This is a genomic window from Diaphorobacter sp. HDW4B (assembly GCF_011305535.1).
Lineage (GTDB): Bacteria > Pseudomonadota > Gammaproteobacteria > Burkholderiales > Burkholderiaceae_C > Diaphorobacter_A.
On the sequence record NZ_CP049905.1, the window covers coordinates 1,206,593 to 1,224,308 of the forward strand.

Sequence of the window (17,716 nt, forward strand, 5' to 3'; positions counted from 1 at the left end):
CGCCGCACCACCCCCTTCATCACGAAAACGCCAAGGCGTCAGAGGGGCTTGCGGCATTCGTCTGGCGAATCACCCTGCAAGGGCCTGCTGGACAGGTCCATTGAGGAATGACGGGATGCGACGCTCATTCACCGACATCAGTCGTCGAAAATGATCACATTCAGTCATTTATGACTCATGTGGGTGCATGTTACTCAAAAACACACATTTTTCAACAACTGACGCCAATGTCGGACGTCGCTCCGGGGGAAGGAAGCGGTGCACTTTTGTGTTTCCATCCACCGGGACGTGGCTTCCAGCAACCGTTTCACATTTATTAACAGTGATCGGTGCTTGGTGTAAAAATTTCGTCTTCTGAATTGAGGTAGCCGCAGCCATAGCGGCTCACGACGGGCATTTGTATCAAGGAACAAAAAAATCGCCTGCTGGCAAGGCACTTGTTCAGTGCGATGCCAACAGGCGATTTTCAGATTCGGCGCCGCGAGGGGCGCCTGGAAGCCAGATCAGTTCCGGCGCTTGCCAGACATTCCCACTTGTCCAAAGGAACGCGCCGCCAATCCCATGAGCAGCAAGGCGAGAGCGAACAGCGCCCAGCGCTCGTTCACAGGGACCGGAACCGTCACGGCCGGCACATCGCCCACCGTGACCGCAGTAGCGCCGCTGTTGTTGGCCAAGTTGGGGTCGTACAGATCATGCACCGCCTTTGTCGTGATGGAGAAGCTGCCCGCCGTAGTCGGCGTGAAGCGTGTCGTGCACGAAACCGCTTGCCCGGACGCCAGCGTGGCAACGGGAACCGATGGAGTGCAAGTCGTGACGGCCGTTGCAGGCGCGCCGCTGATCTCGCAACGCACATTGGTCGTGTCTGCGGGACCGGCGTTCAAGCAGGTGGACGTCACCACCACCTCGGAGCCGACGGACACGGCCACCGTCGGCGGCGTGCTGACCTGAACATCGGCCTGAGTGGATGGTGTCGTCACCGAGCACGTCGCGCCACAACTCCCGGCAGCGCTGCTGCTCACCGTGTTCACGACGGACGCACCCGTCAACGTGCTGTCCACCTTGACCGAGAACTGCACCGATACAGTGGCTCCACCCGCCACCGGCACAGTCTGCGTGCAAGTGCTGCCTGCTGCGGCACACACCGGTCCGGGCGCGGCGCTCCAGCCCTCTGCAGATCCGACATAAGTCGTGCCTGCAGGCACGGTTTCGGTCAGATCGGTCGAGCCAGCTGTGCCACCCGCGTTGGTCACGCTCAGTTGGTAAGTCAGCTTGTCCCCAGGCTTCACTTGGTAGCCGCTTGGTACGCTCGCATCGTTCACCTTCACCAGCGACTTGACCACGTTGAGGGCCGAAGCCGTGTTGGCCTGCACGGTCCGCGCTTGCGTGTTGTTCAGCAAGTTGGTCTCGAAGCTGTCGGTACGCGCTGTCACCACCGCGTCGATCGACATCGCCTGCGTTACGGGGAACGACAGTGTGCACGTCAACATGTCTCCCGGATTGAGTGTTTTCGGTGCCTCGCATGTACCCATCATCGTCGCCTTGAGCAAGGTATTGATCACAAGCTCGCAGCTTCCGTTCACCGCCAGGATCGGGCTGTTGTTGCTGCAGACACCCACGATCGTCACCGTGTCGCCCACCACAATGGAAGTCGGGAACTGTGTGATCACTGCCTGCACATCCGTTACCGAGCTGTTGACCACCGCCGTGCAGTTCGTGCCCGTGCAGTTGTTCGCCGCATCGCTGGCCACGGTGTTGCTGATGGTGGCGCTCGTCATCGGCGCCAGCACCTCGACGGTGAAGCGCACGTGTTCTGTCGTCACGGTGCTGCCCGCTTGGGCTGCCACGCTCACGCTTTGCGTGCAGGTGCTGCCTGCGGCCGTGCACACGGAGGTGGCGGGAGTGGTGCTCCAGCCCTCGCCCGTGCCGCTGCCTGTGCCGAGGTAGCTTGTGCCTGCGGGCACGGTCTCGGTGAGGGTCGTGCTGCCTGCCGTGCCGCCGGTGTTGCTCACGGCGATGTCGTAGGTCAGCTTGTCGCCGATCTGCGCTGCGTAGCCTGTGGGCACGGCGGCTGCGTTGACCTGCACCAGTGTCTTGACCACGTCCAGTGCGGCCGGGGTGTTCACCACCACGCTGCGGCTGGAGGTGTTGTTGCCGGGCTTGTCGTCATACTGGTCTGCCGCCGCTGTGGCGCTCACCGTGAAGGTGCCCGTCGTGGTCGGTGTGAAGGTGGTCGTGCACACGATGGTGGCGTTCACTGCGAGGCTGGCCACGCTCGCGCCGGTCACGCCGCCTGACACGCAGGTCGTGACGGAGCCCGCCACCGTGGTGGCGCTGCCCGTGACCGTGCAGCTGGCGTTCGTCGCCACTTGCGGGCCTGCGTTCGTGCAGGTGCTCGTGAGCGTCACGGACGTGTTGGTCGTGGCCGTGGTCACGCCTGTCACGCTCGCCTGCATGTCTGCCTGCTCGGCCACTGTCGTGACCGTGCAGCTCGCGCAGTTGCCTGCGCTGCTGGTGGCGGTGTTGACGATGCTCGCCGCCGTGCCGGGCTTGGCCACGCTCACGGTGAAGGTCCGTGCGATGCTCGCGCCTGCGCCCACGCTCACGCTCTGCGTGCAGGTGCCGCCGGGCGTCGTCGCCGTGCAGCTCCAGCCTTCAGAGGTACCGCTGTAGCTCGTGCCTGCGGGCACGGTCTCGGTGAGCGTCGTGCTGCCGACTGTGCCGCCCGTGTTGTTCACGTTCAGTGTGTAGGTCAGCACGTCGCCCGGCTTGGCCAGGTAGCCTGCGGGAACGGCTGCGCCATTGACGGCCGTGAGGGCCTTGGTGGTCGCCATCGCTGCCGGGGTGTTCACCGTCAGCGGCGTGCTGTCGATGTTGTTGCCCGGCGTCGGGTCATAGCTCTGGCTGCTGGCCGTGGTGGTGATCGTCACCGGGCCGGTCGTGGCCGGGGTGAACGTGATGGTGCAGTTGAGCGTCGCGCCGCTGGCAAGGCTTGCCGAGGTCTGCGCCGGGTTACAGGTGTTGGTCACGTTGGTGGCGTCTGCGGGCACGCCCGAGGCCACGCAGCTGGCGTTCACCGCTGCGGCCGTTCCGTTGTTCACGCAGGTGCTGGTGACGCTCACCGGCACGCCCGCTGTCACGGGCTGGGACGGGCCGCTGATCGCCTGCATGTCTGCCTGTACGCTTGGCGTGGTCGCCGTGCAGTTGCTGGCCGTGCAGCTGCCTGCGGCATCGCTGGCCACGGTGTTGGTGATGTTGGCGCTCGTCATCGGTGCCAGCACCTCGACGGTGAACTTGGCGTGCTCTGTCGTCACGGTGCTGCCCACTTGCGCTGCAACGCTCACGCTCTGCGTGCAGGTGCTGCCTGCGGCCGTGCACACGGAGGTGGCGGGAGTGGTGCTCCAGCCCTCGCCCGTGCCGCTGCCCGTGCCGAGGTAACTTGTGCCTGCGGGCACGGTCTCGGTGAGGTTCGTGCTGCCTGCCGTGCCGCCCGTGTTGCTCACTGCGATGTCGTAGGTCAGCTTGTCGCCGATCTGCGCTGCGTAGCCCGCCGGTACAGCGGCCCCGTTGACCTGCACCAGTGTCTTGACCACGTTCAGTGCGGCCGGGGTGTTCACCACCACGCTGCGGCTGGAGGTGTTGTTGCCGGGCTTGTCGTCATACTGGTCTGCCGCCGCTGTGGCGCTCACCGTGAAGGTGCCCGTCGTGGTCGGTGTGAAGGTGGTCGTGCACACGATGGTGGCGTTCACTGCGAGGCTGGCCACGCTCGCGCCGGTCACGCCGCCTGACACGCAGGTCGTGACGGAGCCCGCCACCGTGGTGGCGCTGCCCGTGACCGTGCAGCTGGCGTTCGTCGCCACTTGCGGGCCTGCGTTCGTGCAGGTGCTCGTGAGCGTCACGGACGTGTTGGTCGTGGCGGTGGTCACACCGGTCACGCTCGCCTGCATGTCGGCCTGCTCGGCCACTGTCGTGACCGTGCAGCTCGCGCAGCTGCCTGCGCTGCTGGTGGCGGTGTTGACGATGCTCGCCGCTGTGCCGGGCTTGGCCACACTCACGGTGAAGGTCGGTGCGCCGCTCGCGCCTGCGCCCAGGTTCACGGTCTGCGTGCAGGTGCCGCCGGGCGTCGTCGCCGTGCAGCTCCAGCCTTCGGCCGTACCGCTGTAACTTGTGCCTGCGGGCACGGTCTCGGTGAGCGTCGTGCTGCCGGTCGTGCCACCCGTGTTGTTCACGTTCAGTGTGTAGGTCAGCACATCACCCGGCTTGGCCAGATAGCCTGCGGGCACGGCTGCGCCATTGACGGCCGTGAGGGCCTTGGTGGTCGCCATCGCTGCCGGGGTCACCACCGGCACAACACCTGTCGAAGGATCACATGCTTGACCCGTTGCGCTTGTACAAGCGGGATCACCGCCACCGCTCAAGTTTGCGGTATTGGCACCGCCTGCGGCGACCGCACTTGCAGTCACAGTGACCGGAATCGTGATGTTATAAATACCATTGGCCAAGCCGGTGGGCAACGCGCAAGTTGCGCCCAGATTGCTACTGCCCGCACTGGTGGTACAACCGCTCAGCGTGGTACCGGTTACGGTCGGCGCACTTGCAAGGGTGATACCCGTCGGGAAGGTATCGGCAATGGTGATCGGCGCAGTGGTGGGACCATTGGCCACGGTCACCGAAATCTGGTAGTTCTGATTGGCCCCGCCTGCGAGAAACGGATTGGGTGAAGCCGTCTTGGTAGCGGTCACGGTCGGTGGGGAATTGGTGATGGTGCACGCAATCTGGTCACCCGCCTGCGGTATGAACTCACTCCATGTCCGGGTAGTTGAAGCATCAGTACCACTTCCAGAAGGCAAGACCGTTGTCGAGCCGCTGGTCGCGTTGGTACAGACCAGGTTGGATCGGTAGCCCGTGGGCACGCTGTCTGCGGATGTCGCCAACGTTTTTTTCGCCTCGGAAAAGCTCATCGTGTTGCCCGCAGGCACCGTGATCTCCGCCGTTGACGCCGTCTGATTCGTGCCCGTTGTCAGAACCGTGCCATTGTCCGGTGGCACGCCACCTGAGTTGATGCGCACCTCAAATTGATCGGCTGTTGCACTACGACCAGCGGGCAGGCTCTTGGTCAATTGGACCCAGACCGGGGTTGGGATGTTTTGACAAGCCCCATCGGCAGTGAAGCTGTTGGTGCCGTCCGAGGCGTTGGCCGTGTTACGCAAGCCGCCTGAACTCCCTGAGCAGACATCCGCCGCAGAGCTGCCTGGATTGATGGTGTAGCGGAAAACCACGGTATAGGTATCAGTGCCGCGATTGGCGGGAGTGGCTGATCCGCTGAGCGTCCGTCCTGTAACAATCGTCCAAGGAGCTGATGTCACTATGGAAGGCGATGCGTATGTCGGACTTCCCCCACTTCCAGTCCCAGTAGTGACTCGACTGACTGTCATGCTGTTGATGGCAACGTGTGAGCCGAAGTTGGGCACATCGGTCAACGAATAGGTAATATTGGCCCCGCTGCCGCTATTGCTGACGCTATTCTTGACCGCGATGGTGTAGGTGATGTCGTACTGAGTGAGCGAGCCATTTACCGACGCCATGGAGACGAACGACTTGTTGATGCTCAAGGGCGCGTCGTCATCCACGATGGTATAGGCCGACGTGCTTTGAACCGGGCCACCGCAGGTCGTGTTCGAGGCTACTGTGTAAGCAGGTCCCGACTGAATGGCGAACTGGATGTCTTTGTTCAGTGTCTCTACAGTTGTGTCGTTACTGATCGTGACCGGCAAGGAAAACAAGCTACCCGCTGTTGTCCCGTCATACGTGCCGACAGGAATATTGACGGAGAGCACTCTGGTGCCGCTCGTTGTTGAAAAGTCCGTCGGTGAGCCCGCACTCGCGCCAGGACCGTTGGCAGCCCCACCAGTGATCCAAACCGTCACGTTGAATGCCGTGGACACCGTCCCATTCACCCGAATTTTTGGAATGCTTCCACTGCCCGCCGCCTCAAAACCCGAACCACTGGCAACCGAAAAATCAACGATTGGCTTCAGCGTGACTTGGACGTTGTCAAGGAAGTTGCCTGCATCAATCCCCCCAGGCACATCAGTTCCATCTGCTGCTGACACGGCTTCGAAACCAATATTCGTGCCGACCGAAGTACCCGTATATGTAAAGCTTCCGGAGTAAAGGGCCCACGTCTGATCCGGTAACGGATGCGAAGCGGTGATCGGACCTAACGCTGGAACCTGTGAACTCGTAGAAATCACACCATTGCGATTCGTCCCCACTTGGGCAATAGTCGTGTTTTCTCCAACGATCAACTTGGCAACGTCAGGTGTGTTGATCCCTTTGCGTCCTCGGTGGTAGAAACTCCAGCCCACTGTTTCATTCTGCAAAAGACAGATGTTCTGCAACAGTCGGGCTGGGTACTGAGCATTCAACTCAACGATTTGACTACCATTTGCTGCGTTGACGTTTCCGTATCCGTCCGCGTTTCGGGGTGTTCGCACCTGCTCAATGATCGGGCCGGGAGAAGTACCCAATGCAGTCGTTCCCGTTTGACCGCCAATAGAACATCCCCCCACATTAGCTGTGGGGAAAGGAGGATGTGTGGTATCCCAACCAGGAACTTGAGCCGCATTGATATAGACCCGGCAACCGGCTGTAGTGAGATCAGGCAGCTCAAAGCTCGAATTCGTGAAATTCCGCTTCACCTGCGCCATTGCTGGCACAAACGCACTCACGCTCAACAGCATGACCAGACATACCTGCATACATAGCAGGCCAAGGGATTTACCCCCCTGAGGTTTCGACATGAAGTACCCCCTTGGTTCCCCTGACGCAACGGCTCTGATCACACTGTTCTTCATATCTATTCGCTGTTTCCAAGGTTCCCAAGGCCACGAGAACGCTGTTCTCATAGGTCTTCCATCCAACTGCCGGAGGGTTCTCCGCAACGCGCCCTGCAGTCACTCGCGCACAGCCTTGGACGATCTGTGCGTGACGGATATATGAGTTTTCGGTGAGGCTTTTTGCAAGCCCGTTTTTATCGACAAGCCGGGTTTATAACTAAAAACTAACGCCGTGTGCTAATCATGACAAAATACCAACATTTGCATAAATATGTGATATTTGGTATCAGTTGTCAATTGGTGCTCATTTATGATCAACATCACTCATTTCAGCTGATTCGATCAGTTCTGATTTTTCACTCTGCCGCCGATCACTCAATAGGGATGCTCTTGCGATGGCTGTTGTGACGTTCATATCAATTTTCATAGCGTCGTTCGCTTACTCCCAAAGCATCACCGTTGTTGATCAGCGTCCGCGCGCAGACAAAAAAAGCCAACGGCTTTTGGCCGTTGGCTTTTGATTGGGGGTGAGCCGTGTTGCTTGCTGGCTAAGGTAGTTAGCTGCGAGCCTTGGGTGATCTGCTCAATGCGCTAAATCGCGTTACAACCGCACCGGAATCCCGCGCTCGCGCATGCGTTCCTTCGCCTGCTGCACGGTGTATTCGCCGAAGTGGAAGATGCTGGCCGCGAGCACGGCGTCGGCTCCGCCCTGCTGCACGCCATCGGCCAGGTGATCGATGTTGCCCACGCCGCCGGAGGCGATGACGGGCACGCTCACGGCGTCGGACACGGCACGCGTGAGCGCGAGGTCAAAGCCGGACTTGGTGCCGTCGCGGTCCATGCTGGTGAGCAGGATTTCGCCTGCGCCACGCTGGGCCATTTCGGTCGCCCACTTCACGGCGTCGAGGCCGGTGTTCTTGCGGCCGCCGTGGCTGTAGACGTCCCAGCCTTCGCCGCGCTCGATCACGTCCTGGCCCTGGCGGCGCTTGGCGTCGATGGCGACGACGATGCATTGCGCGCCGTATTTGTCGCTGGCGGCGTTGATGACGCTCGGGTCGGCAATGGCTGCGGAGTTGAAGCTGGTCTTGTCCGCGCCCGCGTTGAGCAGGCGGCGCACATCGGCTACGGTGCGCACGCCGCCGCCCACGGTCAGCGGGATGAAGACCTGGCTGGCCACGGCTTCGATGATCGGCAGGATCAGGTCGCGACCGTCGCTGGTGGCGGTGATGTCGAGGAAGGTGAGTTCGTCAGCGCCCTGCGCGTTGTAGCGCGCGGCGATTTCGACCGGGTCGCCCGCGTCGCGCAGTTCCACGAAGTTGACGCCCTTGACCACACGGCCGCCGGTGACGTCGAGGCAGGGAATGATGCGTTTTGCGAGCACGTGAGTTCTCCGGGTCAGACTGACAATGGGGGGTTCGATGAAGAATGATTCTGGCGCATGCGGCGCGGCCATGCGAACGCTCAGGATTCCGAGAGCTGCTGCCAGCCGCTCCAGCGCGCGCCGGGCTGCAGCGTGACGGCTTGATCCACGCAAGCCGCTTCGACACACAACATGCTGCGGTAGCCATTTTCGGGCATGTCTTTCAACTGCGCGCAGAGCTTGGCACCGGGGTTCCAGACGACGACATTGCCCCAGTTCGGGCTGTGTTCGACGGTCAAGGAGGAAGCACCTTCGGCATCGCGCAAGGTCATCGGCCGCGTCGCCGAAGCAAACACGCTGTCGTATTCACCATCGAACGTGATCGCGCCGTTTTGCGTGTCATGCAGATCGCGCACTGCATCCCAGCGCGCGAGGCCTTCGAGTCCGGCGAGGCGCAATGCCTCGATGTTGTTCACATGCAGGTAGCTGTGCAGCGCGCCGGTGAAGCTCCAAGCGTCCGCGCCTGTGTTGTGCAGGTCGAGCGTCATGCGCAATTGGCCGGGCGCGAGTTGCACGATCAGGCGTGCTTCAAAACCATGTGGCCACCACGCGCGCGTCTGATCGTCGTCACGTAACAGCAAGACGGCTTGCACGCCATTGGCGTTCTGCTCGGATGATTCCAAAGCCCAAGGCAGATTGCGCGCAAAGCCGTGTTTGACGAGCGGGCCACGTTGGTTGAATTGTGGAAAGCAGATCGGCACGCCGCCGCGCACGGCGGCTTGGCCGTCCCACACGGCTTTCGGGCTCAGGAAAAAGTGCTCACCTTCGCGCTGTGTGTTCCACGAGATGACTTGCGCGCCGTGCAATGCGATGACGGTCGTGTCGCCGTTGGCGAGCGAGAGTCGCACGACGGGCTGGCCATTGAAGGTCTCGTTGCGCACCACGCCAGTTGCGGAAACAGCAGAAGAAACGGAAGAAAGTGAGTCCGTCATTTCACGAGGCGCGCTTCGCCGTTCTGCCAGCGCCAGACATCGGCGCACATCTGATCGACATCGCGCGTCGCAGTCCAGCCGAGCAGACGCGATGCTGTGCTCGAATCGGCCCAGTACGCGGCCACATCACCGGGGCGGCGATCGACGATCTTGTAAGGCACGGCATGTCCGCAGGCGCGCTCGAAGGACTGCACCATCTGCAGCACGGACACCGGCTCGCCCGTTCCGAGGTTCACAGTGAGCAGGCCCGCGTTCTTTTCGAGATAACGCAGCGCCGCCACATGGCCTTCGGCCAGGTCGCTCACGTGGATGTAGTCGCGCACGCCCGTGCCGTCCTTGGTGGGATAGTCGCCGCCGAAGATGCTCAGTTCCTTGCGCACACCCGCCGCCACCTGCGCCACGAAAGGCATGAGGTTGTTGGGCGTGTCCTGCGGGTCTTCGCCGATCAGGCCGCTCGCGTGTGCGCCCACCGGGTTGAAATAACGCAGCCGCGCCAGTCGCCATTGGCCCGGCTCGGAGTCGTTCAGATCGGCCATGATCTGCTCGGACATGTTCTTGGTGTGACCGTACGGATTGGTCGGGTGCAGATCCGCGTCCTCGTGGATGGGCGAACCGGCAGGATCGCCATACACCGTGGCCGAGGACGAGAACACCATCGTGCGCACGCCCGCATCGCGCATGGCGGCGAGCAGCGTAACCGTGCCTGCCACATTCACGTCGTAGTACTTGAGCGGCTCGCGCACCGACTCGCCCACGGCCTTCAGTCCGGCGAAGTGGATGACGGACGTGATCTGGTGTTCGCGCAGCACGCGCGCCAGCAGTTCGCCATCGCGCACATCGCCTTCCACGAAGACCGGCTGCTTGCCGGTGATGCGCGCAAGGCGCTCCAGCACCGAAGGCTTGCTGTTGCTGAAGTTGTCGAGAATGACGTAGGGCAGGCCCTGTTCTGCCAGTGCCGCACAGGTATGCGAGCCGATGAATCCGGCTCCGCCGGTGACAAGAATCACAGAAATATCTCTTTCAACCTGAAATTTTTCGACGCCCCAAACAAGCGCAGTTTCTATCCGTTGGTGCCGGGTTGTGAACGCGATGCAGCCACACTCTCAAGTGCAGCGACCTGCCTCGAAAGAAGCGCATTCTGCTCAGTCATCGAGTCCAGCAACTTGGATTGGTAGGAGTCCTTGCCGTTGTACTTGCGCATGAACAAGAGCCACACACCGATCAGCAGCAGCATCGGCCCCCACGACACGAGCAATTCGATCCACCATGGCGAGCGGTTGGCATTGGCATTGCGCGGAGGTGCAGGTCGGCGAAATTCGGCATCGACCACCTTCACTTCGGCAGTTGCATATTTGGCAACAGGCGCACCGGCTCTCTCGAACAGACGCACCGCCAACTGTTGCCCTGCAGGCACCACAAAGCCGTAGCTTTGCTCCGAGATCACATCGATCAGCTTGCCGTCGGCATCCTTCAATCGTGCTTCGAGCACCACCTCGGAAGCCTTGATGTCAGCCGTGTTCTTGACCTCGGCCAGCACGGTCACCATGCCGTCGTTGGTCGAGAATGAAGAGCTGACGACCTGAAGCGCGGACGCGTTCGGTGACGCTGCCGCGGCGGTTTGCGCCTGGGCCCCCGAGCAGCACACGAGGGCAAGAATGATCAAACATTTTTTCATTTTCACCCTTGGATGCCTTTGCACTTCGGATCGGACTCGCAGTCGATCCGCAGCACAGAGAGAAACTCCACCCAACTCAATGCGCCTTGCCGGGCATTGCCAACGTCAGGCGGTCAGTTCGTCGGCTCGGTCCTGCGCCGCTGCGAAGTCCAAGTCGCCGGAGTAGATGGCGCGACCGCAGATCACGCCTTCGACGCCTTCGCGCTCGACTTCGCAGAGCTTTTCGATGTCGGCCATGCCGGCCAGACCGCCCGAGGCGATCACCGGGATGGTCAACGCCTGAGCAAGCTTGACGGTGGCTTCGATGTTGATGCCCGAGAGCATGCCGTCGCGGCCGATGTCGGTGTAGATGACCGATTCGACGCCCCAGTCCTGGTACTTCTTGGCGAGATCGACGACTTCGTGGCCGGTGAGCTTGCTCCAGCCGTCGGTGGCGACCTTGCCATCCTTGGCGTCGAGGCCGACGATGATGTGGCCGCCGAACGCGCTGCAGGCGTCCTTCAGGAAACCGGGGTTCTTCACGGCTGCTGTGCCGATGATGATGTAGCGCATGCCGGCATCGATGAAGGTCTCGATGGTGTCCAGATCGCGAATACCGCCGCCAAGCTGCACGGGGATCTCGCTGCCGACTTCCTTGAGGATGGCCTTGATGGCGGTCATGTTCTTGGGTTGCCCCGCGAACGCGCCATTCAGGTCGACCAGGTGCAGACGCCGGGCGCCGGCATCGGCCCAGCGGCGCGCGATGGCGGCCGGGTCGTCACCAAAAATCGTGGATTGATCCATGTCGCCTTGCTTGAGGCGCACGCAATGGCCGTCTTTGAGGTCGATGGCGGGGATGAGCAGCATGATCGTAAGCGAGAGAGGGGGCGAGTCTGAAAGAGTGGTCGACCCAACCAGGTTGAAGGAAAAATCAGGGCTTCCAGGTCAGGAAGTTGCGAAACAATGCCAAACCGAATTCGGAGCTTTTCTCCGGGTGGAATTGTGTAGCGAAAATATTATCGCGTGCGATGGCCGATGCAAAGTATTCGCCGTAGTCAGCCTCGCCTGCCACGTGCTCCGCACGGTCGGGGCGCGCATAGAAACTGTGCACGAAATAGTAATAGCTGTCATCGGGGATACCACGCCATAGCGGGTGTACTGCCCCGTTGTGCGGCACCTGGCGCACGCGGTTCCAGCCCATTTGCGGCACCTTGAAACGGCTGCCATCGGCCTGTTTGCGACCGGCCAGATCAAACTTGACCACTTTTCCCGGAATGACGCCGAGGCCGGGGGTGTCGCCTTCGGTGCTGTGGTCGAGCAGCATCTGCATGCCCACGCACACGCCGAACAGCGGCTTGTTGGCCGCTGCTTCAAGCACGCTGTCCCGCAGACCGGAATCGTTCAATTCGCGCATGCAGTCACGCATCGCGCCCTGCCCCGGCAGCACCACGCGCTCGGCGGCGCGGACTTCTTCGGGACGGGAGGTGACGACGACGTTCCAGCCGCTGCCGTCGGCCGCCGCCAGCACAGCCTGCGACACGGAGCGCAGATTGCCCATGCCGTAGTCCACGACTGCAACGGTTTTTGATTCACTGTTCATGGTGTGTACCGTTCGCAGGATTTACAGCGAGCCCTTGGTCGAGGGAATGACGCCTGCCGAGCGCGGATCGCGTTCCAGCGCGTCGCGCAGCGCGCGGGCGAAGGCCTTGAACACCGTCTCGCACTGGTGGTGCGCGTTGATGCCCTTGAGGTTGTCGATGTGCAGCGTCACGCCAGCGTGGTTCACGAAGCCCTGAAAAAATTCATACGTGAGCTGGGTGTCGAAGCCGCCGATGCTGCCCGCCGTGAACGGAATGTGCAGGTGCAGGCCGGGACGACCGGAGAAGTCGACCACCACACGCGACAGCGCTTCGTCGAGCGGCACGTAGGCATGGCCGTAGCGGCGAATGCCCTTCTTGTCGCCCACGGCACGCGCAAACGCCTGACCGATGGTGATGCCCACATCTTCCACCGTGTGGTGGCCGTCGATGTGCAGGTCGCCATCGCAGTCGATCTGCAGATCGATCAGGCCGTGGCGCGCGATCTGCTCAAGCATGTGGTCGAAGAAACCGATGCCCGTGGCAATGCGCGATGCGCCCGTGCCATCGAGATTCACGCGCACCTTGATGCGGGTTTCCGCCGTGTTGCGGGCAACTTCGGCGACGCGATCGGCATTGGCATCGACCGCAGGTGTGGAGGGTACAAGAGATGATGTCATAAGGAAGCCTGCAGCGCCGCGAGCATCTGGGCATTGTCGGCAGCATTTCCGACGGTCAGACGCAGGCAGTTGGCCAGCAATGGGTGCATTGTAGAAACGTTTTTGATCAGCACTTTTCGTGCCTTCATGCCTTCGTAGGTCTTTGCGGCATCCGGAACGCGCACGAGCACCATGTTGGCCTCGCTGTCCCACACTTTCTGGATGCCGGAAATGCCACGCAAACTGGCAATCAGCTTGGCCCGCTCGGTGCGGATTTCAAGGGCCTGGGCGGCAAACACCTCGGCATGCTCGAGCGCGAAGATCGCCGCTTCGCAGTTCAGCACGCTCACGTTGTAGGGCGGGCGCACCTTGTCGATTTCATTGACGATGGCTGCCGGGCCAATCAGATAGCCCAGACGCACGCCCGCCAGACCGAACTTGCTGAGCGTGCGCATCAGCAGCACATGGCCGTTGCGCTCGGGCTCGGCCTGCATGCGCGAGAGCCAGCTGCGGCTGGCGAACGGCTGGTAAGCCTCGTCCATCACCACAAAACCGCCCTGCTCGCCCACGGCGTCGATCACGGCCTGCACCGATTCTTCGCTCCACAGCGTCGCGGTCGGGTTGTTGGGATAGGCCAGATAGGTGATCGCAGGCTTGTGCTCGGCAATCGCCGCCAGCATCGCAGGCACGTCGAGCTCGAAATCCGCATTCAGCGACACGTTCACGAAGTCGAGGCCCTGGAGCTGCGCGCTCATCGGATACATCACAAAACCCGGCATCGGCGCGAGCAGCTTGGCGCGGCCACCTTCGAACGGCTGCGCACAGGCCAGCGCCAGAAGGCTGATGATCTCGTCAGAGCCATTGCCGAGCAGAATCGCACTGCCTTCCGGCGCACCGGCGTACTGGGCCAGCGCGGCCTTCAGATCGTTCTGGCGCTCGCCTGGATAACGATTGATCTCCAGCACGCCGAGCCGCTTGCCCAGTTCGACCTGCAGATCCGCAGGCAGGCTGAACGGATTCTCCATCGCGTCCATCTTCAAATACCCCACCGAGCCCTGCACCTTGTACGCGTGCATGGCACGCACGTCAGGACGGATGCGATCAAGTGCTTTGGATTGGGGTGCGGACAAGGTGGTCATGATGAAAGTCTTCTGCTGGGTCGTCGTCTGAAAGGCGAATGGAGGTGGATGAAAAAGAAGGAATGAAAAAGAAAAAAGCGAAAAACAGAAATTCGAAAGGCGGCAGCGTTTGAACGTCAGCCCGCCACGTCGACCGGCGCGGCCTCTTGCTGGGGATGCACCACGGTGACGCCCCCAAACTGCGCGCCATGCGGCAAGTGCAGCGACAGCATCTGGTCGCAGCCGCTGTGCTGCGCACAGGCCACAGCCAGACAATCGCCAAATGCCAGTTGATGACGCGTCTGCACCGCCCACGCGGTTTCCAGCGTGGCGGCATCGGTTCTCCAGGGATTCCAGGTCTGATAACGACGAATCGCCGCACGCGCATCGCCCTGCGGCAGCGGCTCGGGCGCAGTCGTCACCTGGTCATAGAACTCGCACAAAGCCTGACTGCCCGTGCGCCCGCTGCGCGTTTTCCACAGCGCATCGAGCCAGTTCAGCGTGGCCGCGTACAGATCGGCATTGCCCACGTCTTCGGCGGCAATCAGCACAGAAGTATCGACAAACACCGGATTCATTGACCAGCGCCCTTTGCCGCAGACACACGCTTCAGTTGGGACTTGCGCGCAGGAGCACCGGCCTCCACCGCAGCGTGCCAATTGCGCTCGTCGGTGCGCCACGCGAGATAGGCCCGCTCATAGGCGTCCTCCCGGCGCTGCATCTCCGCCATGAAATCCCCCACCATGCGCGACACACTCGTGCCGCGACGCGCAGCCTCGATACGCGCCCATTCGAGCACGTCGTCGTCCACAGTAATGGTGAGGTTTTTCACAGCGCCAGTTTACACGAATTTCGTGTAACACGAAATTCGTGTCCAGGCGCGAGCGCAGCGAAGTGCCGAAACCAACCTCTTCCAAACTGACTTGCGGCAAGCTGTCTGAACGGAGCGCCCACGGCGCGAAGAGAGTTTTGCCGCAGGTATTCAAGCGCGCTTTTGGTGACTTTTCGCGCGCCAGCGAAAAGTTACTCCGCCGCCGGGCGGAACTCCCGGCCTCTGCAAGCACCCCCCCCTGCGGAGGCACAAAAATTCACCTGTATTGCGGCGGAGCAGCAAACCGCCCCTTGTCCGCCGGAAACGCATCCGGCCCACCACCCCGCACCGGTGATGGTGGCGGAGACACGCGAGAAGCCTCGGCAAGCTGCACTTCGAACAGCGCCGACCCAATCACCCCGATATTGCGCGGATTGCCAGCCGGTGTATTGCTCGCATAAGCGTTGTCCTTGGCAGAGAACCGAAAAGCCGCCACCTCATTGCTGTTCTTGCGAAAGCCCTCGACGCGCATCGTTTCTCCGGGACGGATCAGATAGCCCTCCGCATCGATGCTGCCCGGCTGGCCAGACAACACATCCAGCCCATCCACGGTCGCGACCAGTTCATACACACGTTGGCTGCGATTGACATAAACCAGCTCATAACGTTCGCCACTGCGACCCGCGACGTGGTAGTTCGAGCCGCCGCGCTGACTGTAGATCGGCAGGACTGCGCCACGTCCATCCACCACGGACCATTCGATTTTTCCGCCGGCCAGCAGCACGCTCAACTGGCGGTCGGCGTCGGCTCCAAGCGAGCGGCGAATGCTGTCCTCGTCGGTATAGCGCAGAGCGCTTTGCGCCTGCGGCTTGCCGGGGGTCAGGCGCGTTGCATCGATGGTGACGACGCGCGAGGTGCGGCCTTCGCCCCATTGCGTGCCGAGCGTGGAATGGGCTTGTGGCGCTTGCGGGAAAGGCAAGCGAGAAATCTGCGGTGCCGCGTGTCCCTCCACGATGGAAGGCCGCGAAGCGGGTGCAGGTGCAGGTGCGGACTCCACCGCCACGCTGCCCGAGGATGACTGCTGCGGCAGCGGCATCGAACACGCCGCAAGCAGCACGCTGGTGCCCAGCCCCAAGGCCAGCAGCCAGCGCCGCAACCTCAGGCGGCTTGATGCGAAGCGTGTTGAAGTTCCATCCCGTGTGTAGCGATCCATGACCTGATCCCGTTGTGCTGGAGTTGTGCGTTGAGGACGGCAGCCGTCAGTCGTCACGACGGCTCCCGAACGCAGTGTCCACGGGAAAATCAGGCCTTGCTCATAGACGAAACAACTGGCAAATCTTCTTGCAGTTACCCAACAGATTCACTTGGTCGTCAGGCGCATTTCCGCAGCGCGGGCGTGACCTTGCAGGCCTTCGCCATAAGCCAGTTCGGCGGCGATCTTGCCGAGCACCTGCGCACCGGCTTCGCTCACCTCGATCAGGCTGGAACGCTTCTGGAAGTCGTACACACCGAGCGGCGACGAGAAACGTGCCGTGCCGCTGGTCGGCAGCACGTGGTTGGGACCAGCACAGTAGTCGCCCAGACTTTCGCTGGTGTAGGCACCGAGGAAGATCGCACCGGCGTGCTTGAGCAGCGGTTCCCATTGGTGGGGGTCGCGGCTCGACACTTCCAGGTGCTCCGGCGCGATGCGGTTGCTGATCGCGCAGGCCTCTTCCATGTTCTTGGTGAGAATCAGCGCGCCGCGGCCTGTGAGGCTCTTGGCGATGATTTCCTTGCGCGGCATCTCGGGCAGCAGGCGGTCGATTTCGCGCTGCACCGCGTCGATGTAGGCGGCGTCGGGGGACAGCAGAATCGACTGAGCCAGCTCATCGTGCTCGGCTTGGCTGAACAGATCCATCGCCACCCATTCAGGCGGGGTCGATCCATCGGCCAGCACCAGAATTTCGGACGGACCCGCAATCATGTCGATGCCGACCATGCCGAACACGCGCTTCTTGGCGCTTGCCACGTAGGCGTTGCCGGGGCCGGTGATCTTGTCGACCTTGGGGATGGTTGCCGTGCCGTAAGCGAGCGCCGCCACGGCCTGCGCGCCGCCGACGGTGAACGCGCGGTGCACGCCCGCCACATAGGCAGCCGCCAGCACCAGCGCATTCTTTTCGCCACGCGGCGTGGGCACGACCATGATGATGTCCTGCACGCCGGCGACTTGCGCGGGAATGGCGTTCATCAGCACGCTCGACGGATAGGCCGCCTTGCCGCCGGGCACGTAGATGCCCACGCGATCCAGCGGCGTGACCTTCTGGCCGAGCAGCGTGCCGTCTTCGTCGCGGTAGCTCCAGCTCTCGCCGTTGGCCTTTTTCTGCGCTTCGTGGTAAGTGCGAACGCGCTTGGCGGCGGCTGTCAGCGCGTGCTTTTGCGCGTCGTTCAGGCTGTCGAAAGCGGCCTTGAGTTCATCCTGCGTAAGTTCAAGCGCCGACATGTTTTCGGCATTCAAACCATCAAAGCGCGCGGTGTATTCGAGCACCGCCGCATCGCCGCGCTTTTGCACGTCGGCGAGGATGTCGGCCACGCGCTGTTCGATTTCCGCGTCGGTGTCCGCCGACCAATGCAGGCGCGCCGCGAAGTCGGCTTCGAACGAGGCCGAAGCGGTGGACAGACGCAGAGGTGCAGCTTGCAAAGACATGGCAGACAACTTTCTAGTGGGGAACG

13 protein-coding genes are annotated in these 17,716 nt (G+C 61.9%); all 13 read right to left on the minus strand.

What is annotated here, in order from left to right; genetic code table 11:
* Positions 1–503: 503 nt before the first annotated feature.
* The 13 genes from G7048_RS05755 to hisD all read right to left on the minus strand — a co-directional run bounded on the left by G7048_RS05755 (position 504) and on the right by hisD (position 17,690).
* Positions 504–5,942 carry a DUF11 domain-containing protein gene (locus G7048_RS05755; RefSeq protein ID WP_166067218.1) on the minus strand — a complete coding sequence of 1,813 codons (5,439 nt, stop codon included), beginning with the start codon at positions 5,940–5,942 and terminating at the stop codon, positions 504–506.
* A gap of 1,495 nt (positions 5,943–7,437) precedes the next feature.
* A complete protein-coding gene (gene hisF / locus G7048_RS05760) occupies positions 7,438–8,217 on the minus strand; it encodes an imidazole glycerol phosphate synthase subunit HisF (RefSeq protein WP_166067219.1) in 780 nt (259 codons plus the stop codon).
* 80 nt (positions 8,218–8,297) lie between these two features.
* A complete protein-coding gene (locus tag G7048_RS05765) occupies positions 8,298–9,188 on the minus strand; it encodes a D-hexose-6-phosphate mutarotase (RefSeq protein WP_166067220.1) in 891 nt (296 codons plus the stop codon).
* The gene (gene galE, locus G7048_RS05770) at positions 9,185–10,195 is read right to left on the minus strand and encodes a UDP-glucose 4-epimerase GalE (RefSeq protein ID WP_166067221.1); all 1,011 of its coding nucleotides are present in this window, start codon (positions 10,193–10,195) and stop codon (positions 9,185–9,187) included. The genes G7048_RS05765 and galE overlap by 4 nt, the downstream gene beginning before the upstream one ends.
* A 53-nt stretch (positions 10,196–10,248) precedes the next feature.
* Positions 10,249–10,851 carry a hypothetical protein gene (locus G7048_RS05775; RefSeq protein WP_166066179.1) on the minus strand — a complete coding sequence of 201 codons (603 nt, stop codon included), beginning with the start codon at positions 10,849–10,851 and terminating at the stop codon, positions 10,249–10,251.
* Between the two features lie 117 nt (positions 10,852–10,968).
* Positions 10,969–11,709 (minus strand): 1-(5-phosphoribosyl)-5-[(5-phosphoribosylamino)methylideneamino]imidazole-4-carboxamide isomerase, encoded by a 741-nt coding sequence (hisA, locus tag G7048_RS05780; RefSeq protein WP_166067222.1) that lies wholly within the window; start codon positions 11,707–11,709, stop codon positions 10,969–10,971.
* 64 nt (positions 11,710–11,773) lie between these two features.
* Positions 11,774–12,442: an imidazole glycerol phosphate synthase subunit HisH gene (gene hisH / locus G7048_RS05785; protein ID WP_166067223.1), complete on the minus strand. Its 669-nt coding sequence runs from the start codon at positions 12,440–12,442 to the stop codon at positions 11,774–11,776.
* Between the two features lie 21 nt (positions 12,443–12,463).
* On the minus strand, positions 12,464–13,099 hold the full coding sequence (gene hisB, locus G7048_RS05790) for an imidazoleglycerol-phosphate dehydratase HisB (RefSeq protein WP_166067224.1): 636 nt from the start codon (positions 13,097–13,099) through the stop codon (positions 12,464–12,466).
* Positions 13,096–14,217 (minus strand): histidinol-phosphate transaminase, encoded by a 1,122-nt coding sequence (gene hisC, locus G7048_RS05795; RefSeq protein ID WP_166067225.1) that lies wholly within the window; start codon positions 14,215–14,217, stop codon positions 13,096–13,098. The genes hisB and hisC overlap by 4 nt, the downstream gene beginning before the upstream one ends.
* Before the next feature lie 116 nt (positions 14,218–14,333).
* On the minus strand, positions 14,334–14,774 hold the full coding sequence (locus tag G7048_RS05800; RefSeq protein WP_166067226.1) for a PIN domain-containing protein: 441 nt from the start codon (positions 14,772–14,774) through the stop codon (positions 14,334–14,336).
* Positions 14,771–15,028, minus strand: a complete 258-nt coding sequence (locus tag G7048_RS05805) for a DUF6364 family protein (protein ID WP_166067227.1) — start codon at positions 15,026–15,028, stop codon at positions 14,771–14,773. The genes G7048_RS05800 and G7048_RS05805 overlap by 4 nt, the downstream gene beginning before the upstream one ends.
* 256 nt (positions 15,029–15,284) lie before the next feature.
* Positions 15,285–16,220: a hypothetical protein gene (locus G7048_RS05810; RefSeq protein ID WP_240933179.1), complete on the minus strand. Its 936-nt coding sequence runs from the start codon at positions 16,218–16,220 to the stop codon at positions 15,285–15,287.
* A 147-nt stretch (positions 16,221–16,367) separates the two neighbouring features.
* The gene (gene hisD / locus G7048_RS05815; protein WP_166067228.1) at positions 16,368–17,690 is read right to left on the minus strand and encodes a histidinol dehydrogenase; all 1,323 of its coding nucleotides are present in this window, start codon (positions 17,688–17,690) and stop codon (positions 16,368–16,370) included.
* Between the last annotated feature and the right edge of the window lie 26 nt (positions 17,691–17,716).

Excerpts from the sequence above, each read along its gene's own strand:
- G7048_RS05765 (WP_166067220.1), bottom strand. The coding sequence starts at position 9,188 with ATGACGGACTCACTTTCTTCCGTTTCTTCTGCTGTTTCCGCAACTGGC.
- hisA (WP_166067222.1), bottom strand. The coding sequence starts at position 11,709 with ATGCTGCTCATCCCCGCCATCGACCTCAAAGACGGCCATTGCGTGCGC.
- hisH (WP_166067223.1), bottom strand. The coding sequence starts at position 12,442 with ATGAACAGTGAATCAAAAACCGTTGCAGTCGTGGACTACGGCATGGGC.
- hisB (WP_166067224.1), bottom strand. The coding sequence starts at position 13,099 with ATGACATCATCTCTTGTACCCTCCACACCTGCGGTCGATGCCAATGCC.
- hisC (WP_166067225.1), bottom strand. The coding sequence starts at position 14,217 with ATGACCACCTTGTCCGCACCCCAATCCAAAGCACTTGATCGCATCCGT.
- G7048_RS05800 (WP_166067226.1), bottom strand. The coding sequence starts at position 14,774 with ATGAATCCGGTGTTTGTCGATACTTCTGTGCTGATTGCCGCCGAAGAC.
- G7048_RS05810 (WP_240933179.1), bottom strand. The coding sequence starts at position 16,220 with ATGGATCGCTACACACGGGATGGAACTTCAACACGCTTCGCATCAAGC.
- hisD (WP_166067228.1), bottom strand. The coding sequence starts at position 17,690 with ATGTCTTTGCAAGCTGCACCTCTGCGTCTGTCCACCGCTTCGGCCTCG.